Below are 15,845 nucleotides of genomic sequence, written 5' to 3' on the forward strand. Positions count from 1 at the left end.
ATCTATGTCTTTACCTCCATTTCAAAATTTTACAGCTAAAGCCCGTGACGCTATTAGAAAAGCTCATGAGTTGGCTATTGAACGTGGTCAAAATCATGTTAACCCGGTGCACTTGTTGGCTGCGCTCTTACTTCAAGAAGAAAGTACGGCAGTATCGATTGTTGACCGCTTAGAGGTTGACTCGATCATGTTAACTGACTATTTGCTAGATACTATGGAAACTGGCGAAACAGCGTCAGTGGCCACCCCTTCTTATCAAATGTATCTAACGCCGGAATTGGTGCGCGTGTTTGATACGGTTGGAAAGATTGCTTCTTCACTTAATGATGAATTTGTTTCTACTGAACATTTACTTCTAGCTTTATTGGAAACCACTAGTCAAGCCCAAGAGATATTACAACGTTTTAAAGTTACCAAAGAAGGTGTAACGCATATAGTAGAAGAATTACGAGCCGGTAAAATTCAAGATTTAGGTGAAAACAAAAAATTTAAAGCTATTGAAAAGTTTACTAAAAATCTGACTGATTCAGCGCGCCAAGATAAACTTGATCCAGTGATTGGTCGCGAACAAGAAATTCGTCGAGTAATGGAAATATTATCTCGTCGGACTAAGAATAATCCAGTCTTGGTGGGAGAAGCGGGTACTGGTAAAACAGCGATTGCTGAAGGTTTGGCAATTAGAATTGCGGCTGGTGATGTGCCCGAGTCATTGCGCGATAAGGAAATAGTTTCTCTCGATCTTGGTTTACTGGTAGCTGGTACTAAATACCGAGGTGAGTTTGAAGAACGACTCAAAAATATTGTAAAAGAGGTAGAACGAGCTGAAGGTAAGATTATTTTATTTATTGATGAAATGCACACTCTAGTCGGTGCGGGAGCGGCAGAGGGAGCGATTGATGCTTCCAACTTACTTAAACCAGCTTTAGCTCGAGGAGAGTTGCGAGTGATTGGTGCCACTACTATTAAGGAGTATCAAAAATACGTTGAAAAAGACCAAGCTTTAACCAGGCGGTTCCAGCCGGTCAATGTTGAAGAACCGAGTATTGAAGACGCGGTGGCTATTTTACGTGGATTAAAGAACAAGTATGAACTTCATCATGGTGTCCATATTGCTGATGACGCGATTGTGACAGCGGTTAATCTATCTAGTCGCTATATCAGTGATCGTTTTCTGCCTGACAAAGCGATCGACTTGATTGACGAAGCTGCTTCCGCTTTACGGTTACAACTAGAAAACAAACCGACCATCTTGGAAGACGCTGAACGGCGAGTTCGTCGTTTGGAAGTGGAACGAGAAGCGCTTAAAAAAGAGGTGGAGCATAATTCTGACAATAAAGAAGCTAAAGCTCGGATTAAAGATATTGATAAAGAAATTGAAGAGAGTCGAGAAAAAACTTCTGAGTTGGAGTTGCGTTGGAAAAATGAAAAACAAATTATTTCCGAAATCCGTCAAACTAAAAATGAATTGGAGGCTTTACGCTTGGAGGGTAATCATACGGAATTGAAGGGTGACCTAACTAAAGCGGCGGAAATTCGTTATGCTAAAATTCCAGAATTAGAAAAAAACTTAAAACAAAAAGATACTCGCTTAAAAAGGTTGCAAACTGCTCGTAAGATTTTGAAAGAGGATGTGACTGGTGATGATGTGGCTAAAGTGGTGTCTCGTTGGACTGGTATACCGGTGACTAAGATGTTGGAAGAGGAGGCTGAAAAATTGACCAGGATGGAAGATGACCTCAAGAAGAGGGTCCGAGGCCAAGATGGAGCGATTGCGCTTATTTCTGAAGCAGTTAGACGTTCACGGGCTGGTATTGCCGACCCAGATCGACCTATCGGTTCTTTTATCTTTATGGGTTCGACTGGTATTGGTAAAACTGAGTTAGCTCGCGCTTTGGCTGAGTTTATGTTCAATGACGAGAAATCTTTGATCCGGGTGGATATGTCCGAGTATATGGAGAAATATTCAGTTTCAAAATTGATTGGATCACCACCTGGTTATGTCGGACATGAAGAAGGGGGCTCTTTAACTGAACTTGTTCGTCATCGACCTTACTCAGTTCTGTTGTTTGATGAAATAGAAAAAGCCCATCCAGAAGTCTTTAACATTTTACTCCAAGTTTTAGACAATGGTCGGCTGACGGACTCCAAAGGTAGAGTTGTTAACTTTAAAAATACAGTCATTATTTTGACTTCTAATATTGGTAGTCAATTCTTAAATCGTTATCAAAAAATGGGCTTCGGTAGTGGTGCCCAAGAAGTAGAACTAGAAGATTTGAGACTTAAAATGATGGATAGCTTGAAGGATCACTTCCGACCAGAGTTTTTGAATCGTTTGGATGAAATTATTGTTTTCAATCCATTAGATCGAGAGGTGATTAAAGAGATTGTTAATATTCAGTTAGCTGTAGTAGAGAAAAGATTGGCGGTGAAGGGGATTGCTCTCCATGTCTTGCCTGAAGTTTTGGATTATCTAGCCAAAGAAGGTTATAGTTCTGAGTACGGAGCTCGACCACTAAAGCGTTTGATCCAAAGTAAAATTCTTAACCCGATAGCGGAATTTATTATTGGCCGAAAAGTAGAACATGGTGGAATAGTTGAGGTGGTCATGAAAGATAATTTGCCTCAAATTGAATTGAAAAAATCAACCAAGACTAAGTCTGGTACTCGGGGGCGAATAGGTTTAGGTACGAAAAGTTAATTTGATTTTATTGTTGGCTGTGCCATAATACAAAGCGTCCAATTTGGACAGCTAACATTTTGCGCAGGTGGTAGAGTGGTCAATTACAACAGACTGTAAATCTGTCGGCTTCGGCCTACGAAGGTTCGAATCCTTCCCTGCGCACAAAAAATCCGCCATTAGGCGGATTTTTGCGTAGGAGTGACTGAACTACTTCAGTCACGTGAAGGATTCGAAAGCCGCAGGCATAATTTTTTCAGTAGAAAAAATAGTCGAGGCGGGGCTGCGAGAATTTACGAGTGACGACGAGTAAATTACTTGTAGCAGAATCCCTTCCCTGTGCACTCTGCACACACATAGTGCCCAGAGAAATTTTTGTCTGGACAAAAGTTTACTCTAGGGAGAATCCTTCCCTGTATTTTTTATATAAAAAAACCGGCCGGAACGCGTGTGCGTTCCGGCCGAAATAGGTTGACCTACCTGTTCACTGCTTTGCGGAGTTTTATTATGTCCCCCAACTTTCTCGGTGTGGGACTGCCCTCTACCAAGTAAGTGGTCATAACCTTGCCATTGGTCTCATGACTGTGACAACAGCGGTCCACGTGGACCAGGGCGACTACTTGAGGAGGCTCTTTAATCATAGCTAGTTTGCCCTGAGCCATAACAGTCAGAGCTTTCTCCAGCCACTGACGAACCCACTGGAGTCTGCGGATAACTTCACGTAACTCCAGGTTGTGGATGTTCATGGCCGCTCCGCAGGGCCAATGAACATACAGAGCAATCATTTCCAGTTCTTTGAGCCGGATGGCCCAAATGATTTGAGCAAACAACGCCCAACGGGTCCAGAAACGGTACATCAAGAAGGCTCCGCCATTGACGGCTATCACATGGTGATAGACGTTGTTGGTGGTGTTTTGATGGAACCCCAACAGCTCTGGGAATCTGTCAGCGTCGCCGCAGGCTATAATCACAGACCTGGTTTGACCAAGATCGATGCCGTTTTGCCCTAGCTCCTTCAGGGTGCCGTCTGCCAGTAGTGGTTCTACTGATCGGATAACATCTTCCCTGGTCGATACGCGCCGACTAGGCGTCCGGTGTCGCCTAACTTGGAGACGAAGCCCAATACCCCACAAAATTCCAAATACTCTCCATAAAAAAGACCTGGACAACACTATTGAACCCTCCAGTTAAAGTGTTTTTGAACGCAACTCAAAACGGTACGCCTGTTTAGAGGGACTGTCAAGGGATATTAGTTGTAAACAGTTGATTTTTATAGGCCGGTAGGGTATAGTGTCTCCCATGTCACAAGATAACCTAATCAGATTGGCTTGTAAGTCCTGTAAGAGGATTAACTATTGGAGCCGTAAAAACCGCCGTACTGTTGAGCGCAAAATCGAGCTCAAGAAGTATTGTAAGTGGTGTAAAAAGCAGACTACCCACTTGGAAACCAAGAAGTAAGACTTAATATTTACTGTTTACCCAAAAATGCTAGACTGTACAGGTCTAGCATTTTTGTTTGAAATTCAAATAAGGGCCTATAGTTCAGTGGTAGAATAGCGGTCTCCAAAACCGTTGACCGAGGTTCGAATCCTCGTGGGCCCGCAAAAACAACGAGTGTAGCGACTATGCTTTTTGCAGGGTGCCGACCACTTGGTGGCGGCCCCGCAGTAAGTAAATAGACTACTGTTAACCTACTTGGCCGAATAATGGAAAAAATCAGGAAATATATCAAGGAGTATGAAATTCCAAAAAGGAAAGCTATATCAAATAGATTTCCTTTTCTTGTTAGTCCTGCAGTTTTTACTAAAAGAACAATTAGGAATATTAAAAATAAAATATCTCTACCGCGATTATATAAAGGGGAATTATTGGCTAATATTATCGCTCGACACTCGAGTCCTTTGTATAGGAAATTAGAAGACGTTGATTTTGATTTGCAGAAAAATAAAGTCACCAACCTAGAGATCGCTATCTCAGCACTCGATGAGTTGGTTATACCACCAGGAAAAACTTTTTCATTTTGGAATGTAGTTGGCAGTGTTAGTAAAAAGAAAGGCTATGTTGACGGAATGCTTTTGTCTAATGGTAAAATATCTAGAGGGGTAGGCGGTGGTTTGTGCCAGCTGTCTAACTTTTTGATGTGGATATTTCTCCATTCTGATATAGAGATAGTGGAAAGACATCACCACTCTGTAGATAGTTTTCCGGATTCTGGACGGACTTTACCGTTTGGTAGCGGAGCTACTATTTTTAATAATTATTTGGATTTAAAGATAAAGAATGTTTCAAATAGTTCTTTACAGCTGAAATTGTGGCTGACTGATGATTATTTAAAAGGTCAGCTTTTGTCTGATAAACCATCTGAAAATAAATATCATATTTTAGAAAAGGAACATTGTTTTATAAGTCAAAAAGGGGATTTTTTTCGTTACAACGAAATTCATAGGGAGACTTATAAACAAGGAGTAAAAATAGGTGAAGAGATTATTTTCACCAATTTTGCACCTGTGGCCTATGACGTTGAAGAAAGTCGCTTGAAAGAGTTTGGGTATAAAATTATTTCGTTTTAATTAATCCCATAACATCTATAAGTTTTGCAATCCACCGTATCCTCTCGTCCCTTTTAAACCACGTCATCTGCCGTTTGGCGTATTGCCAGCTTTCCTTTTCAATTAGAGTTTTCATTTCTTCCTTGGTGATTTTTGATTGTAGATATTGAGCAATAAAGCGATATTCGAGGCCAAAACTTTCTAATCTTTTCCAAGATAAGCCAGCCGCCCGAAGTTTTTTGACCTCTTGGATCATGCCTTGCTTAAGTCTTTTTTCCAAACGTTTGTGAATATTTTGTTTAAGTATTTTTTCGCCGGGATTCAAACCGATCAAAATGAAATCATAAGGTGAAGGCTTGGTTTTTAATTTGGGTACTTTACCTAGAGCGGTAGCTATTTCAATCGCTCTGATTAAGCGTCTTGGGTTTTTGGCATCAATAGTTTTAGCTCTAGCTGGGTCCAGGTGTTGAAGTTTGGTAAATAATTGACTAACCGATAACTTTTCCAGTTTTTGGCGTAAATCATGGTTTGGTTCGACTTCCGGTAGGACTATACCATCAACGATTGATTGAATATATAAGCCGGTACCGCCAACGATGATCGGGGTTTTGTTTCGGTTAATAATCTCCGTAATTTTCTGATTAGCTAATTTTTGGTAGTGGCTGACGGTAAAAGTTCGTTTTGGACTCGCTACATCTAATAAATGGTGGGGAATACTCATCATTTCTCGTTTGGTGATTTTACCGGAACCAATATCCATACCCCTATAAACCTGACGTGAGTCGGCTGAGATAATTTCACCATTTATTTTTTTAGCGATTATCACCCCCAAATCGCTCTTGCCTGAAGCGGTGGGGCCGAGGATGACTATTATTTTAGACGTCTTCATATTTATAATACCTTAACGAAATTAGGGCGAAGCGCAAGCGCTTCGCCCTAGGGTTATGTCTGAATTACCTCAGAGAGAAAACGACCTCCTGGCTGTGAGTCAAAATACTGAAACGATACCGAATGAATTGGGTCTCTCGGGCTACTTCTTCGACAATTACAGTAAATCCCTTCTTGTTTACGTAAATTCGTTCTGTTTCTTCGACCGTCAGAGTGCACACTGTAATCGGCATCGGTTTGGCACTATAGGCTTTAGTGAATCGATAGTAATACTCGACTACTTTGCGAATCTCCTTCAGTAGATGATTCTTTCCAGTAAATTCGGGTCTCCCTCTGTGTTTTGATCGATGCTTCGGTGGCTCAATGGGTTTCGTGTTGAGAGTGGTCCACATGGATAACTCCTTCAAGAGGTGCTATACAACAAAGACCCAAGTTCTTTTTCAATATAGCAAAAAGGGGAAGTTAGTAAAGTGGGACATTTTTTAATTAATTTGTGCCGGAGGGTCTTGGTCACAAGTGGGACATTTCCCTCGACTTAAAATTTTCTACCCGAAAATTTTAGTCTGGGCACCACCTCGCGGCCAAAATTTGCTAATTTTGGACCCCGTCCGCTCCGGTGTTCAAGTCCCACCTCCGCCTACAAAATATATAGCCGCTTAATGCTAACGCATCAAGCTCATTAATTTTGTGCCGGAGGTGGGACTTGAACCCACAAGGCTTGCGCCACACGATTTTGAGTCGTGCGTGTATACCATTCCACCACTCCGGCAAATATTGAGTGATACAGAGATTCTACTGGATTTTTGAGCAAAATCAAATCCTTTGTTACAATGGGACCATGTCTGACGATCCACTTTATAATCACTCAGTCTTTTTGATTGAAGTTGATAAAATTAAACCAAACCCTTATCAACCGCGGCAAGAATTTAACGAAGATCGCTTGCGTGATCTCGCTGACTCAATTCGTCAGTATGGAGTACTTCAGCCACTGGTTGTGACCCGGAAAGAAATAGTGAAAGAGGATGGTGGTTTAGCGGTTGAGTACGAACTGATCGCTGGAGAACGTCGTCTCCGAGCCTCCAAGATCGCTGGGCTATATCAAGTGCCGGCGGTTATCCGCGCTGGTGACCAGACTGACAAGATGAAGTTGGAATTGGCGATTATTGAAAACCTTCAACGCGAGGATCTCAATCCAGTTGATCGGGCTCAAGCTTTTTCTCAACTAGCGGCTGAATTTAATTTAAAACATGCTGAGATTGGTAAGCGGGTGGGGAAGAGTCGAGAATACGTATCCAATAGTATTCGTATTCTGCTTTTACCTCAAGACATTTTAGAAGCAGTAGTGTCGGGGAAAATAACTGAAGGTCACACTCGACCGATTTTGATGTTGGCTGATCGACCAGAAGAGCAGCTGACTTTATTTAAAGAAATTATTGCTAAGCGCTTGACGGTTCGTGATGCTGAAGCGATAGCTCGTCGGGTGGCTTATGACAAGGTGCGTCACAAAGATACGTTTGTTAAACCAGAGGTGATTGAGATGGAAAATAGATTAACTGAAAAATATGGTACCCGAGTGAAAGTAGAAAATCGGACAGCTGAAGGGGCTGGGCGGATCACTATCGATTTTTTCTCGCCAGAAGATATGCAAAAGATTATGGATATGATGTATCAAGGTGCTCAGTTGCCACCAGGGGATTACGAAGCGGCTATGGCGGCCGCGGTGTCTGATGAGGAGACATCCGATAGTCGTCATGAAGCGATTCGCGAAGGTGATCAAGAAGATGACAGTGACCTGTATTCGATCAAGAATTTTAGTTTATAATCGGTAAAATCGATTTCACCAAAAAAATGGCCTGACTAGGCCATTTTTTTATTTCTTTCCTTTACCTAAAAAGTTTTTAATATGTTTTCGGGCCATGGTGGTGCGAACAGAGTTGAGCCATTTGGCTGTCGGTTTACTGGATTTTTTGACTTCAATCTCTACTACGTCCTGATTTTTCAAAACTGTTTCCATGCTAGAAAATTTTCCATTGACGATAGCCCCAGCCGCATGTTCGCCGATATCCGAATGGATCGCGTAAGCGAAATCAATTGGGGTAGAATCTTTTGGTAATTCAATCACGTCGCCTTTGGGTGTGAAAACGAAAATTCGATCTTGGAAAAAGTCGGTTTTTAGATTTTCTAAAAATTCAGCTGGATTATCAACTTGTCTTTGCCAGTCGAGGAGATCTTTAAGCCAAGCGGTTTTTTTGGTTAACTTGCTACCAAACTTAGGTTTACCTTGTTCGTCATAAAGCAAGTGAGAGGTGACACCATATTCCGCTTCTCGTTTCATTTCGGTAGTACGAATTTGAATCTCAGACACAGTGCCGTCGCCAGTAAAAATGGCAGTGTGTATACTTTGGTAGCCGTTCGATTTTGGGTTAGCAATATAATCCTTGAGCCGTCCCGGGACTGGTTTCCATAACATATGGATCAAACCGAGAGCTTGGTAACATTCAGCTACGGTTGGTACTACTACCCGCAGAGCCGAGATGTCGTAGATCTGGTCAATATCCATATTCTTGCGTTTCAATTTTTGATACAAGCTATAGAGATACTTAACCCGATAATCAATATTAATATCAACTAGACCCTGAGTGGCAGCTTCTTTAGATAAAGTGCGGTAAATTTTTTCTAATCTCTTAATACTCTCTTTTCCTTTGGTTTTACGAAGAGCTACTACTTTTTTGTACTCTTCGGGATAAGCATAAGGAAAAGAAGCGTCTTCGAGTAAACCTTTGATACGCCAAATACCCAGGCGGTTAGCCAAAGGGGCGTAAATATCTAAAGTCTCGATAGCAATTCTTTTTTGTTTATCTGGACGGACATGTTCGAGGGTGCGGACATTGTGGAGACGGTCGGCGAGGCGGATCATAATAACCCGGATGTCTTTGGCCATAGCGATAAAGAGTTTGCGTAAGCTTTCGACATGACGCTCTACTCCTTGGTATTTTAATTTTCCAAGTTTGGTGACACCATCAACCATAAAGGCGACCGTTTTACCAAATTCTTTTTCAATGTCTTTCAGGGTGACGTGACCGTCTTCGAACGTGTCGTGGAGTAAGCCGGCGCAGATGGTATCAACATCGGCCCGCATATCGGCCAAAATCTTGGCGACCTCGAATGGGTGAATAATATAGGGTTCACCCGAAAAACGTTTTTGGTCAGCGTGGGCCTTGGTGGCAAATTCTAACGCCCGACCAATCTTTTCTTTATCCGCTTCGGTGGGCGGTTTCTTCATTAGGTCAAAAATATCTTTAATATCCATGACTGTAATAGTACCAGAAATTTTACTTCGTAGTTATTGGCTATATATGGTGACAAAAACCTATGTTTGAGTTAGGATCTAAATTGGATTGACCTTGGGTTTACAAAAAAGGGTTTTCACAATGAAGACAATTGGTCGGGAATTGCTTGGGGCTTGCAATACAGCTAGGATAGAGGCCGAGTTGGCAATACAAAAAGAAAGGACGACACTTGTCACGAGTTTGGCTGATCAGCTGTTTGAGATGATTAAGAAGAAACTCATGGAAATGGCCATGGCCGGCCAAAGTGAATTAGAGCTCTTTATCAACTCTGATGTGCCTGAGAGATTTTTTGATGGAGAAGTTTTAAGGGTGACTGAAGGGCGTTGTCGACAAGAGGATATTTTCCTAACACATCGCCGTTGTGGCACCCAAGGTTGTCTTGCCGAGAAGTTGTGCGTGTCGGTGGCCGCAGAACAACCTAAGGCAAAGTGGTCCTGCGATCATTGTGTTGATCTTGGTAAGCGAAGAGGAGAACAGAGGTCTGTTCCAGTTCATGAGCCGACAAGGGTCTTTGGTGTTCCCCCTGGTCCGTGGTGGCCGTACCGATAAGTATATCCAATCCAAAAGACAGCCGTCTGGCAGCTTATAAGCTGCCAGACGGGCTTTTTTATTTCAACTTATGTGGATTATGATTTGGGCAAGTCTTATCAGAACAGCGGTCTGGGATAGTTTTTGAGCCAGCCATCATCAAGTGGGGACACGGACCGGTTTCTCTCTGGTAGCCACAAATAGCGCCAGTTGGTTTGGTTTTAATTATGTGTTTACAGTCGGGGTAGTTGGAACAACCGTAAAAAATACCAAACCGGCCTCGTTTTTCACCCATAGTCCCTGTCTGACAAATCGGACAAGTGATACCAGTATCACCGGCTTGTTCGGCGTTAGGGTCTTTTTTGATAAATTTACATTTTGGATAATTGGCGCAGGCAATAAATTTTCCAAAACGGCCTTCGCGTTCGATCAAATTTCCCTTCTCGCATTTTGGGCAAAGTTCGCCAGTATCTTTTGGGCCTTCCAAGGCTTTACCTTCCAAAGTGAGAGCGCCGTTACAATCAGGGAATTTAGCACAGCTATAAAACTTGCCATTCCTGGCTAGTTTTATAATCATCTCACCACCACAGACAGGGCAGATCATATCGGCGGGCGCTGAGCCGAGATTAGTTATTTTTTCAATTTTCTTTTTACTTTTGATTGCTTGAGTAAAAGGTCCATAAAAATCTTTTAAGGTTTTTACATAAGCTCGGTCACCACTAGCGATTTCGTCTAATTCATTTTCCATTTCTGCTGTGAAAGAGTCACTGATATATTCACCGAAATGTTCTTCAAGAAAACCACTGACGGTCTCGCCGGTATCGGTTGGTTTGAGTGAGCGGCTTTCTTTTTCCACGTAACCACGAGTTAAAAGAGTGGAGATAATAGCGGCATAAGTGGATGGGCGACCAATACCTCTTTTTTCTAATTCTTTGACCAAACCTGCTTCAGAAAAGCGAGTTGGCCCGGCAGTTTCTTTGCCTTCGCTGTTTATCGATTCCAAATTTAATTTATCACCCACCGTCACTTTAGGTAGGTCAACATCTTCACCCCGCGCTCGCGGATCGGCTAACAACCAACCTGGAAAAATGACGCGCGAACCATTGGCTTGAAAGTTGGGTACTACTTGATCGCTAGCTTTTGCGATTAGAACGGTCTTTTTTACCTGAGCCTCTTTCATCTGGGATGCGATAGTTCGAGCCCAAATCAATTCATATAATTTTTTCTCTTGAGGAGAGTTACCAACAGACCTTTTGTTGGCGTGAGTTGGTCGGACACCTTCGTGAGCTTCTTGAGCGTTTTTACTTTTGGTGGCATAGACTTGGCGCGCATGAAGGTCTGGGCCAAAAATATCTTTAACTACTGTTTCTATTTCGGCTAAAGCAACCGGTGACAAGTTGGTGCTATCTGTACGCATATAGGTGATGTGTCCTGCTTCGTATAATTTTTGCGCTAAACGCATAGTAATGGATGGAGAATAGCCGAGACGGGATGAAGCGGCTTGTTGGAGAGTTGAGGTGGTGAATGGGGCTCGGGCTTTGCGGACCGCGTCAGATTCTTTGAGTTCAGCCACTGTCCAAGTACTAGTCTCTGCCGCTTTGACTATTTTTTCGGCTTCTTCGGCGGTCTTTGGTTCAACCGAACAGACAAAAGGAATGAACTCTTTTTTAGCGGTCGACATTTCAGCACTGATTACCCAATAGGCTTCCGGTATAAAAGCACGGATTTCTCGCTCGCGTTCGACTAAAATTCGAAGAGCTGGGGATTGAACTCGGCCGGCTGATAAGCCATAACGCAGTTTGGTCCAGATCAAACCAGATAAATCGTAACCAAAGAGACGATCAAGAACTCGCCGAGCTTCTTGGGCTTGTTTCAAATTATCATCGATTTGGCGAGGGTGCTTGATCGCTTCTTGAACAGCTCCTTCGGTGATTTCGTGAAAAGCGACACGTTTCGGATTTTTTAGACCCAAGCTTTCGGCAATGTGCCAAGCGATAGCCTCACCTTCACGGTCGGGGTCTGTTGCTAAGATAACTTCAGTCGCTTTTTTCGCGAGTTGCTTTAACTCACTAACGACTTTTTCTTTGCCTTTTGAAATTTCGTAATGGGGAATAAAACCACCTTCAATATCGATGGCGTTCTTGTTTGATTTTGGTAAATCACGAATATGTCCGACAGAGGCTCGGACCGTGTATTCGTTATTTAAATATTTAGAAATTGTTTTCGCTTTAGCTGGCGACTCTACAATCAAAAGTTTTGACATTGTGTCATAAGTAATACTACAGATATTTTTATCTGGCAAATAATTACGTGAGTAATACCAGAAAAGGGTACGGATTTTTTGAAGCTTAAAAAATCCTGAAGTTGCCTCGTCGCCACTTGGCAAACCCCCTTTTCTGGTATTACTCACTCCAGGCTCATAAAAGTCTGAATTCGCCGCCGACTTCTTTGATAAGCCCTTTGATTTCCATGATCGATAAGGTGCTATTTATTGTTTGAATATCAAAATCAAGTTGGTCAATCAGAAGATCTCGTGGCAGAGTTTCCTGAGCTAATAATTCACAGATCATTTTTTCGGGGTCGGACAGAGAATCAAATAAAGTGGGGTTCATTTTTGTTTCTTCGGTCGTCTGGTCAAAGCCGAAGATTGATAAAATGTCAGCACTGGAAGTAATAGGTGTAGCCCCGTCACGAATCAATCGGTTTGGTCCACTTGAACCTTGATTGAAGATCGAGCCTGGGACCGCCAAGACTTCGCGATTGTAGTCGAGAGCCATCCGGGCGGTGATCAAAGTACCAGACTTATCAGAGGCTTCTATTATTAGAGTGGCTTTAGCTAATCCGGCCATCAAGCGGTTGCGTTGAGGAAAGGTATAAGGGGCGCCACGCAGAAGAGGGTCAAATTCGGAGATCAGAGCACCACCCGCCTCGACTATTTTTCTGGCTAGTCTGAGGTTAGTATGTGGATATAAAACTTTTTCATCTAGGCCAGAACCAGGGAAGGCGATGGTGGTTAGATTGTTGGCTAAAGCAGCTTCGTGGGCTAGGCTATCGATCCCTAAAGCCAGGCCGGAGACAATAATAATAGGATAACCAGCTAAACCGCTGATTAAGTGTCCGCAAACTTCCTGGCCATAACGGGAAAATTTGCGAGAACCGACGACGGTCAGAAAATTGGCGTCCCAATCTGGTAAGGTGCCTTGATAATATAGTTCTTTCGGGGGTTGGGGGATGTGGTCGAATTGGGGTGGCCAGCTAGCACGAATAAGAGGCTTGATAGGGCTCATACTTAGATTATTGTTGCATATTATCCATAGGTGTGCTATAGTGACATATAGAAGTTGGGGAGAAGTAGCACCAAGGGGGTGTTTTTTTATTCCCTATTAAGGAGATCTTAAGTTGGAGATTGAGCGGGCGTTGAGAAGTGGTAAAGGGGTAACCCTTGGAGAGGCGGTCCAGATATGGGAAAGAGAAGGTCGTCCGACAAATTTTAATCTCGTTGAAGGACAGGATGGATATGACGATCGTCACCTGAAAGGGGATGTTGGCCGTCGGCACCATCGGCAACAACAGCCTCGACAGAGTTTTGCTGGCGGTGGTCGGCGGTAGTCCTTGGGGAAGGACAAATACAGGGCCCATGCGTTCGCGCGTGTGGCCCGCTTTTTTTTAAGATAACTTTCTGTTATTCTATTTATTATGTTGGACATCAAATTCATCCGAGAAAATAGTGAGTTGGTAGCAGAAGCGGCTCGCAAGAAGCGGATTACTTTTGATGTGAAAGAATTGCTAACTGCTGATGATGTTCGCTTGGCTCTTTTGTTGGAAGTGGAAACAATGCGGGCCAAACAAAATACAGTTTCCGATGAAGTAGCCAAAACTCAGGACCCAGTTAAACGGAATGAATTAATTGCTGAGATGAAGGCACTGAAAGAAACTTTGCAAATAAAAGAAGGGGAATTAAAAGAAGTAATGATAGCTTGGCAAAAACTAATGGTCCAAGTGCCAAACCTACCGGATGCGACAGTGCCCGAAGGTGAGAGTGATGCTGATAATCAAGAGATTCGGACTTGGGGTGAAAAAACTAGTTTTGCTTTTCAAGCCAAAAGTCATGTGGAGATCATGGAAGCTCTTGATATGGCGGATTTTGCTAAGGGGGTAGAGGTGTCTGGCTTCCGGGGGTACTTTTTAAAGAATGGTGGAGCGGAGTTGTCGTTTGCGATTTGGCAGTACGCCAAAGATTTTTGGTTAAAGCGCGGTTTTCAATTTATGATCGTGCCGTCCTTGGTTCGTAAACAAACTTTGCTAGGTAGTGGTTATTTACCACAAGGGGAAGATGATTTATATAAAACTCAAGATGAAGATTATTTAGCTGGTACTGGTGAAGTGGGAGCGATGAGTTATTTTGCTGATACAGTTATAGAAAAAAGTAAATTTCCAATCAAGGTGCTGGCTTTCTCTACTTGTTTTAGACGAGAAGCGGGGAGTCATAGTAAAGATGTAAAAGGTTTAATTCGAGTTCATGAATTTTTCAAACTAGAACAAATTGTTTTATGTGAAGCCAGTCATGCAGAAAGTGTTAAATACCACGAAGAGATCAATAACAATACTGAAGAATTTATTCAGTCGCTCGGTATCCCGTATCACACTGTAGCCAACTGTGGCGGCGATCTCGGTCTTGGTCAGGTCAAAAAATATGATATCGAATTGTGGGTGCCTGGGGAACAGACTTATCGCGAGATTAGTTCCGCATCTTATTTCCATGACTTTCAAACCCGTCGTTTAAATATTCGTTATCGGGATTATGAAAATAAACTAAAATTTGCCCACTCTCTAAACTGTACCGCTATCCCCACCCCTCGTATCCTGGTGTCGCTAGTAGAAAATTTTCAACAAGCTGACGGTTCTATTATCGTGCCGGAAGTTCTTAGACCATATTTAGGTCGCGAGGTAATCAAATAAATTTTATGGGGAAACCCGTTGACGCTCGGAAGGAACTGTTTAAGGAGTCCAAGAAACGCTCACTTCGTCGGCGGAAGATTTTACTGTCTTTGTTTATAGGGTTGGTGGTGGTTTTTTTGATCGGTTTTGTGTTGGTGTTGCGATTAAATATTTTTATAATTCAGGAAATAAATATCGTTGGTAATAAGGTTGTCAAAACTGAATCTCTGATGTCTTTGACTGAAAAAAGACTAGCTGGTAATTATCTGTTTGTTATTCCTAAAAATAATAATTTCTTGTTCAGTCCTTTTTATTTAGGTCAGAATATTATTAAAAATTTTCCTGATATTGAAAATGTGACTGTTCAGCGGGAGGGTTTTACTAAGTTGGAAGTTAAAGTTTCAGAACGTTCGCCAAAGCTGCTCTGGTGTTTATCGGCAGTGGAGGGTGATGAGTGTTTTTACGCTGATAAAACTGGATTTTTGTTTGCTCCAGCCCCAAACTTTTCTGACAATATTTTGTTTAAAGTTTATGGCTTGATTGATTCCGATCCGATTGGGGGCAGACCTTTATCGGCTGAGAGGTTTTCTGGCTTGCTGTCTATTATTGATTCTTTGCCTGGTTTAGTAAAAAGTGCTGGTATCACTCCCGCCGTCCCTCGACGTTTAACTATTGATCGAGCTGGGGACTGCCGAGTACTAATTAGTGGATCAAACACTACCGCTTCTTCGACGACGGCCGGTACTTGGACGATTGTTTTTAATCAAACTCAAGACTTACCAACCTTGGCTAGTAACTTAAATACAGTTTTTGCTACTCCAGAATTTCAAGCTGATTTAATTTCAGCCGATCATCAATTAGATTATATTGATTTGCGATTTGGTAAAAAAGTGTTCTACAAGTTTAAATAGTTGT

The 15,845-nt window shown here is 42.4% G+C and carries 13 protein-coding genes and 3 tRNA genes; 9 read left to right on the plus strand and 7 right to left on the minus strand.

What is annotated here, in order from left to right; translation table 11 throughout:
- The first annotated feature begins 4 nt into the window (after positions 1-4).
- Together K8Q91_01115 and K8Q91_01120 are read left to right on the plus strand one after the other, a co-directional pair.
- Complete coding sequence (locus K8Q91_01115) at positions 5-2,698, plus strand: AAA family ATPase (protein ID MCE9628576.1); 2,694 nt, start codon at positions 5-7, stop codon at positions 2,696-2,698.
- 61 nt (positions 2,699-2,759) lie between these two features.
- Positions 2,760-2,842: transfer RNA gene (locus K8Q91_01120), tRNA-Tyr, on the plus strand.
- 311 nt (positions 2,843-3,153) lie between these two features.
- On the opposite strand, the gene K8Q91_01125 is transcribed toward K8Q91_01120, so the two are convergent.
- Complete coding sequence (locus K8Q91_01125) at positions 3,154-3,849, minus strand: hypothetical protein (GenBank protein ID MCE9628577.1); 696 nt, start codon at positions 3,847-3,849, stop codon at positions 3,154-3,156.
- Between the two features lie 127 nt (positions 3,850-3,976).
- Between K8Q91_01125 and rpmG the strand changes: the two genes are divergently transcribed.
- From rpmG to K8Q91_01140, 3 genes are all read left to right on the plus strand, one after another.
- Positions 3,977-4,135, plus strand: a complete 159-nt coding sequence (rpmG, locus tag K8Q91_01130) for a 50S ribosomal protein L33 (protein ID MCE9628578.1) — start codon at positions 3,977-3,979, stop codon at positions 4,133-4,135.
- A gap of 73 nt (positions 4,136-4,208) precedes the next feature.
- A tRNA-Trp gene (locus K8Q91_01135) sits at positions 4,209-4,279 on the plus strand.
- A gap of 140 nt (positions 4,280-4,419) precedes the next feature.
- Positions 4,420-5,247: a VanW family protein gene (locus K8Q91_01140; protein MCE9628579.1), complete on the plus strand. Its 828-nt coding sequence runs from the start codon at positions 4,420-4,422 to the stop codon at positions 5,245-5,247.
- Here K8Q91_01140 and miaA read toward each other — a convergent pair.
- From miaA to K8Q91_01155, 3 genes are all read right to left on the minus strand, one after another.
- A complete protein-coding gene (miaA, locus tag K8Q91_01145; GenBank protein MCE9628580.1) occupies positions 5,234-6,115 on the minus strand; it encodes a tRNA (adenosine(37)-N6)-dimethylallyltransferase MiaA in 882 nt (293 codons plus the stop codon). The genes K8Q91_01140 and miaA overlap by 14 nt on opposite strands.
- A 64-nt stretch (positions 6,116-6,179) precedes the next feature.
- Positions 6,180-6,506, minus strand: coding sequence for a hypothetical protein (locus K8Q91_01150; GenBank protein MCE9628581.1), 327 nt, complete (start codon positions 6,504-6,506; stop codon positions 6,180-6,182).
- Between the two features lie 296 nt (positions 6,507-6,802).
- Positions 6,803-6,883: transfer RNA gene (locus K8Q91_01155), tRNA-Leu, on the minus strand.
- Between the two features lie 69 nt (positions 6,884-6,952).
- On the opposite strand from K8Q91_01155, the gene K8Q91_01160 reads away from it, so the two are divergent.
- Positions 6,953-7,936, plus strand: coding sequence for a ParB/RepB/Spo0J family partition protein (locus K8Q91_01160; protein ID MCE9628582.1), 984 nt, complete (start codon positions 6,953-6,955; stop codon positions 7,934-7,936).
- A gap of 48 nt (positions 7,937-7,984) precedes the next feature.
- Here the strand turns inward: K8Q91_01160 and K8Q91_01165 are convergent, their stop codons facing one another.
- Entirely contained in the window at positions 7,985-9,424 is a 1,440-nt protein-coding gene (locus tag K8Q91_01165; GenBank protein MCE9628583.1) for a RelA/SpoT family protein, read from the minus strand.
- A 121-nt stretch (positions 9,425-9,545) separates the two neighbouring features.
- On the opposite strand from K8Q91_01165, the gene K8Q91_01170 reads away from it, so the two are divergent.
- Positions 9,546-10,013, plus strand: coding sequence for a hypothetical protein (locus K8Q91_01170; GenBank protein ID MCE9628584.1), 468 nt, complete (start codon positions 9,546-9,548; stop codon positions 10,011-10,013).
- A 58-nt stretch (positions 10,014-10,071) separates the two neighbouring features.
- Here the strand turns inward: K8Q91_01170 and topA are convergent, their stop codons facing one another.
- Complete coding sequence (gene topA, locus K8Q91_01175) at positions 10,072-12,255, minus strand: type I DNA topoisomerase (GenBank protein MCE9628585.1); 2,184 nt, start codon at positions 12,253-12,255, stop codon at positions 10,072-10,074.
- Between the two features lie 154 nt (positions 12,256-12,409).
- On the minus strand, positions 12,410-13,279 hold the full coding sequence (dprA, locus tag K8Q91_01180) for a DNA-processing protein DprA (protein ID MCE9628586.1): 870 nt from the start codon (positions 13,277-13,279) through the stop codon (positions 12,410-12,412).
- A 409-nt stretch (positions 13,280-13,688) separates the two neighbouring features.
- Between dprA and serS the strand changes: the two genes are divergently transcribed.
- Complete coding sequence (gene serS / locus K8Q91_01185; protein ID MCE9628587.1) at positions 13,689-14,951, plus strand: serine--tRNA ligase; 1,263 nt, start codon at positions 13,689-13,691, stop codon at positions 14,949-14,951.
- 5 nt (positions 14,952-14,956) lie between these two features.
- Positions 14,957-15,841, plus strand: a complete 885-nt coding sequence (locus tag K8Q91_01190; protein ID MCE9628588.1) for an FtsQ-type POTRA domain-containing protein — start codon at positions 14,957-14,959, stop codon at positions 15,839-15,841.
- Positions 15,842-15,845 lie beyond the last annotated feature (4 nt).

Source organism: Candidatus Vogelbacteria bacterium (assembly GCA_021414225.1).
GTDB lineage: Bacteria > Patescibacteriota > Minisyncoccia > Phycocordibacterales > XYD1-FULL-46-19 > JAIOOX01.

Excerpts from the sequence above, each read along its gene's own strand:
- K8Q91_01115 (MCE9628576.1), top strand. The coding sequence starts at position 5 with ATGTCTTTACCTCCATTTCAAAATTTTACAGCTAAAGCCCGTGACGCT.
- rpmG (MCE9628578.1), top strand. The coding sequence starts at position 3,977 with ATGTCACAAGATAACCTAATCAGATTGGCTTGTAAGTCCTGTAAGAGG.
- miaA (MCE9628580.1), bottom strand. The coding sequence starts at position 6,115 with ATGAAGACGTCTAAAATAATAGTCATCCTCGGCCCCACCGCTTCAGGC.
- K8Q91_01150 (MCE9628581.1), bottom strand. The coding sequence starts at position 6,506 with ATGTGGACCACTCTCAACACGAAACCCATTGAGCCACCGAAGCATCGA.
- K8Q91_01160 (MCE9628582.1), top strand. The coding sequence starts at position 6,953 with ATGTCTGACGATCCACTTTATAATCACTCAGTCTTTTTGATTGAAGTT.
- K8Q91_01165 (MCE9628583.1), bottom strand. The coding sequence starts at position 9,424 with ATGGATATTAAAGATATTTTTGACCTAATGAAGAAACCGCCCACCGAA.
- K8Q91_01170 (MCE9628584.1), top strand. The coding sequence starts at position 9,546 with ATGAAGACAATTGGTCGGGAATTGCTTGGGGCTTGCAATACAGCTAGG.
- topA (MCE9628585.1), bottom strand. The coding sequence starts at position 12,255 with ATGTCAAAACTTTTGATTGTAGAGTCGCCAGCTAAAGCGAAAACAATT.
- dprA (MCE9628586.1), bottom strand. The coding sequence starts at position 13,279 with ATGAGCCCTATCAAGCCTCTTATTCGTGCTAGCTGGCCACCCCAATTC.
- serS (MCE9628587.1), top strand. The coding sequence starts at position 13,689 with ATGTTGGACATCAAATTCATCCGAGAAAATAGTGAGTTGGTAGCAGAA.
- K8Q91_01190 (MCE9628588.1), top strand. The coding sequence starts at position 14,957 with ATGGGGAAACCCGTTGACGCTCGGAAGGAACTGTTTAAGGAGTCCAAG.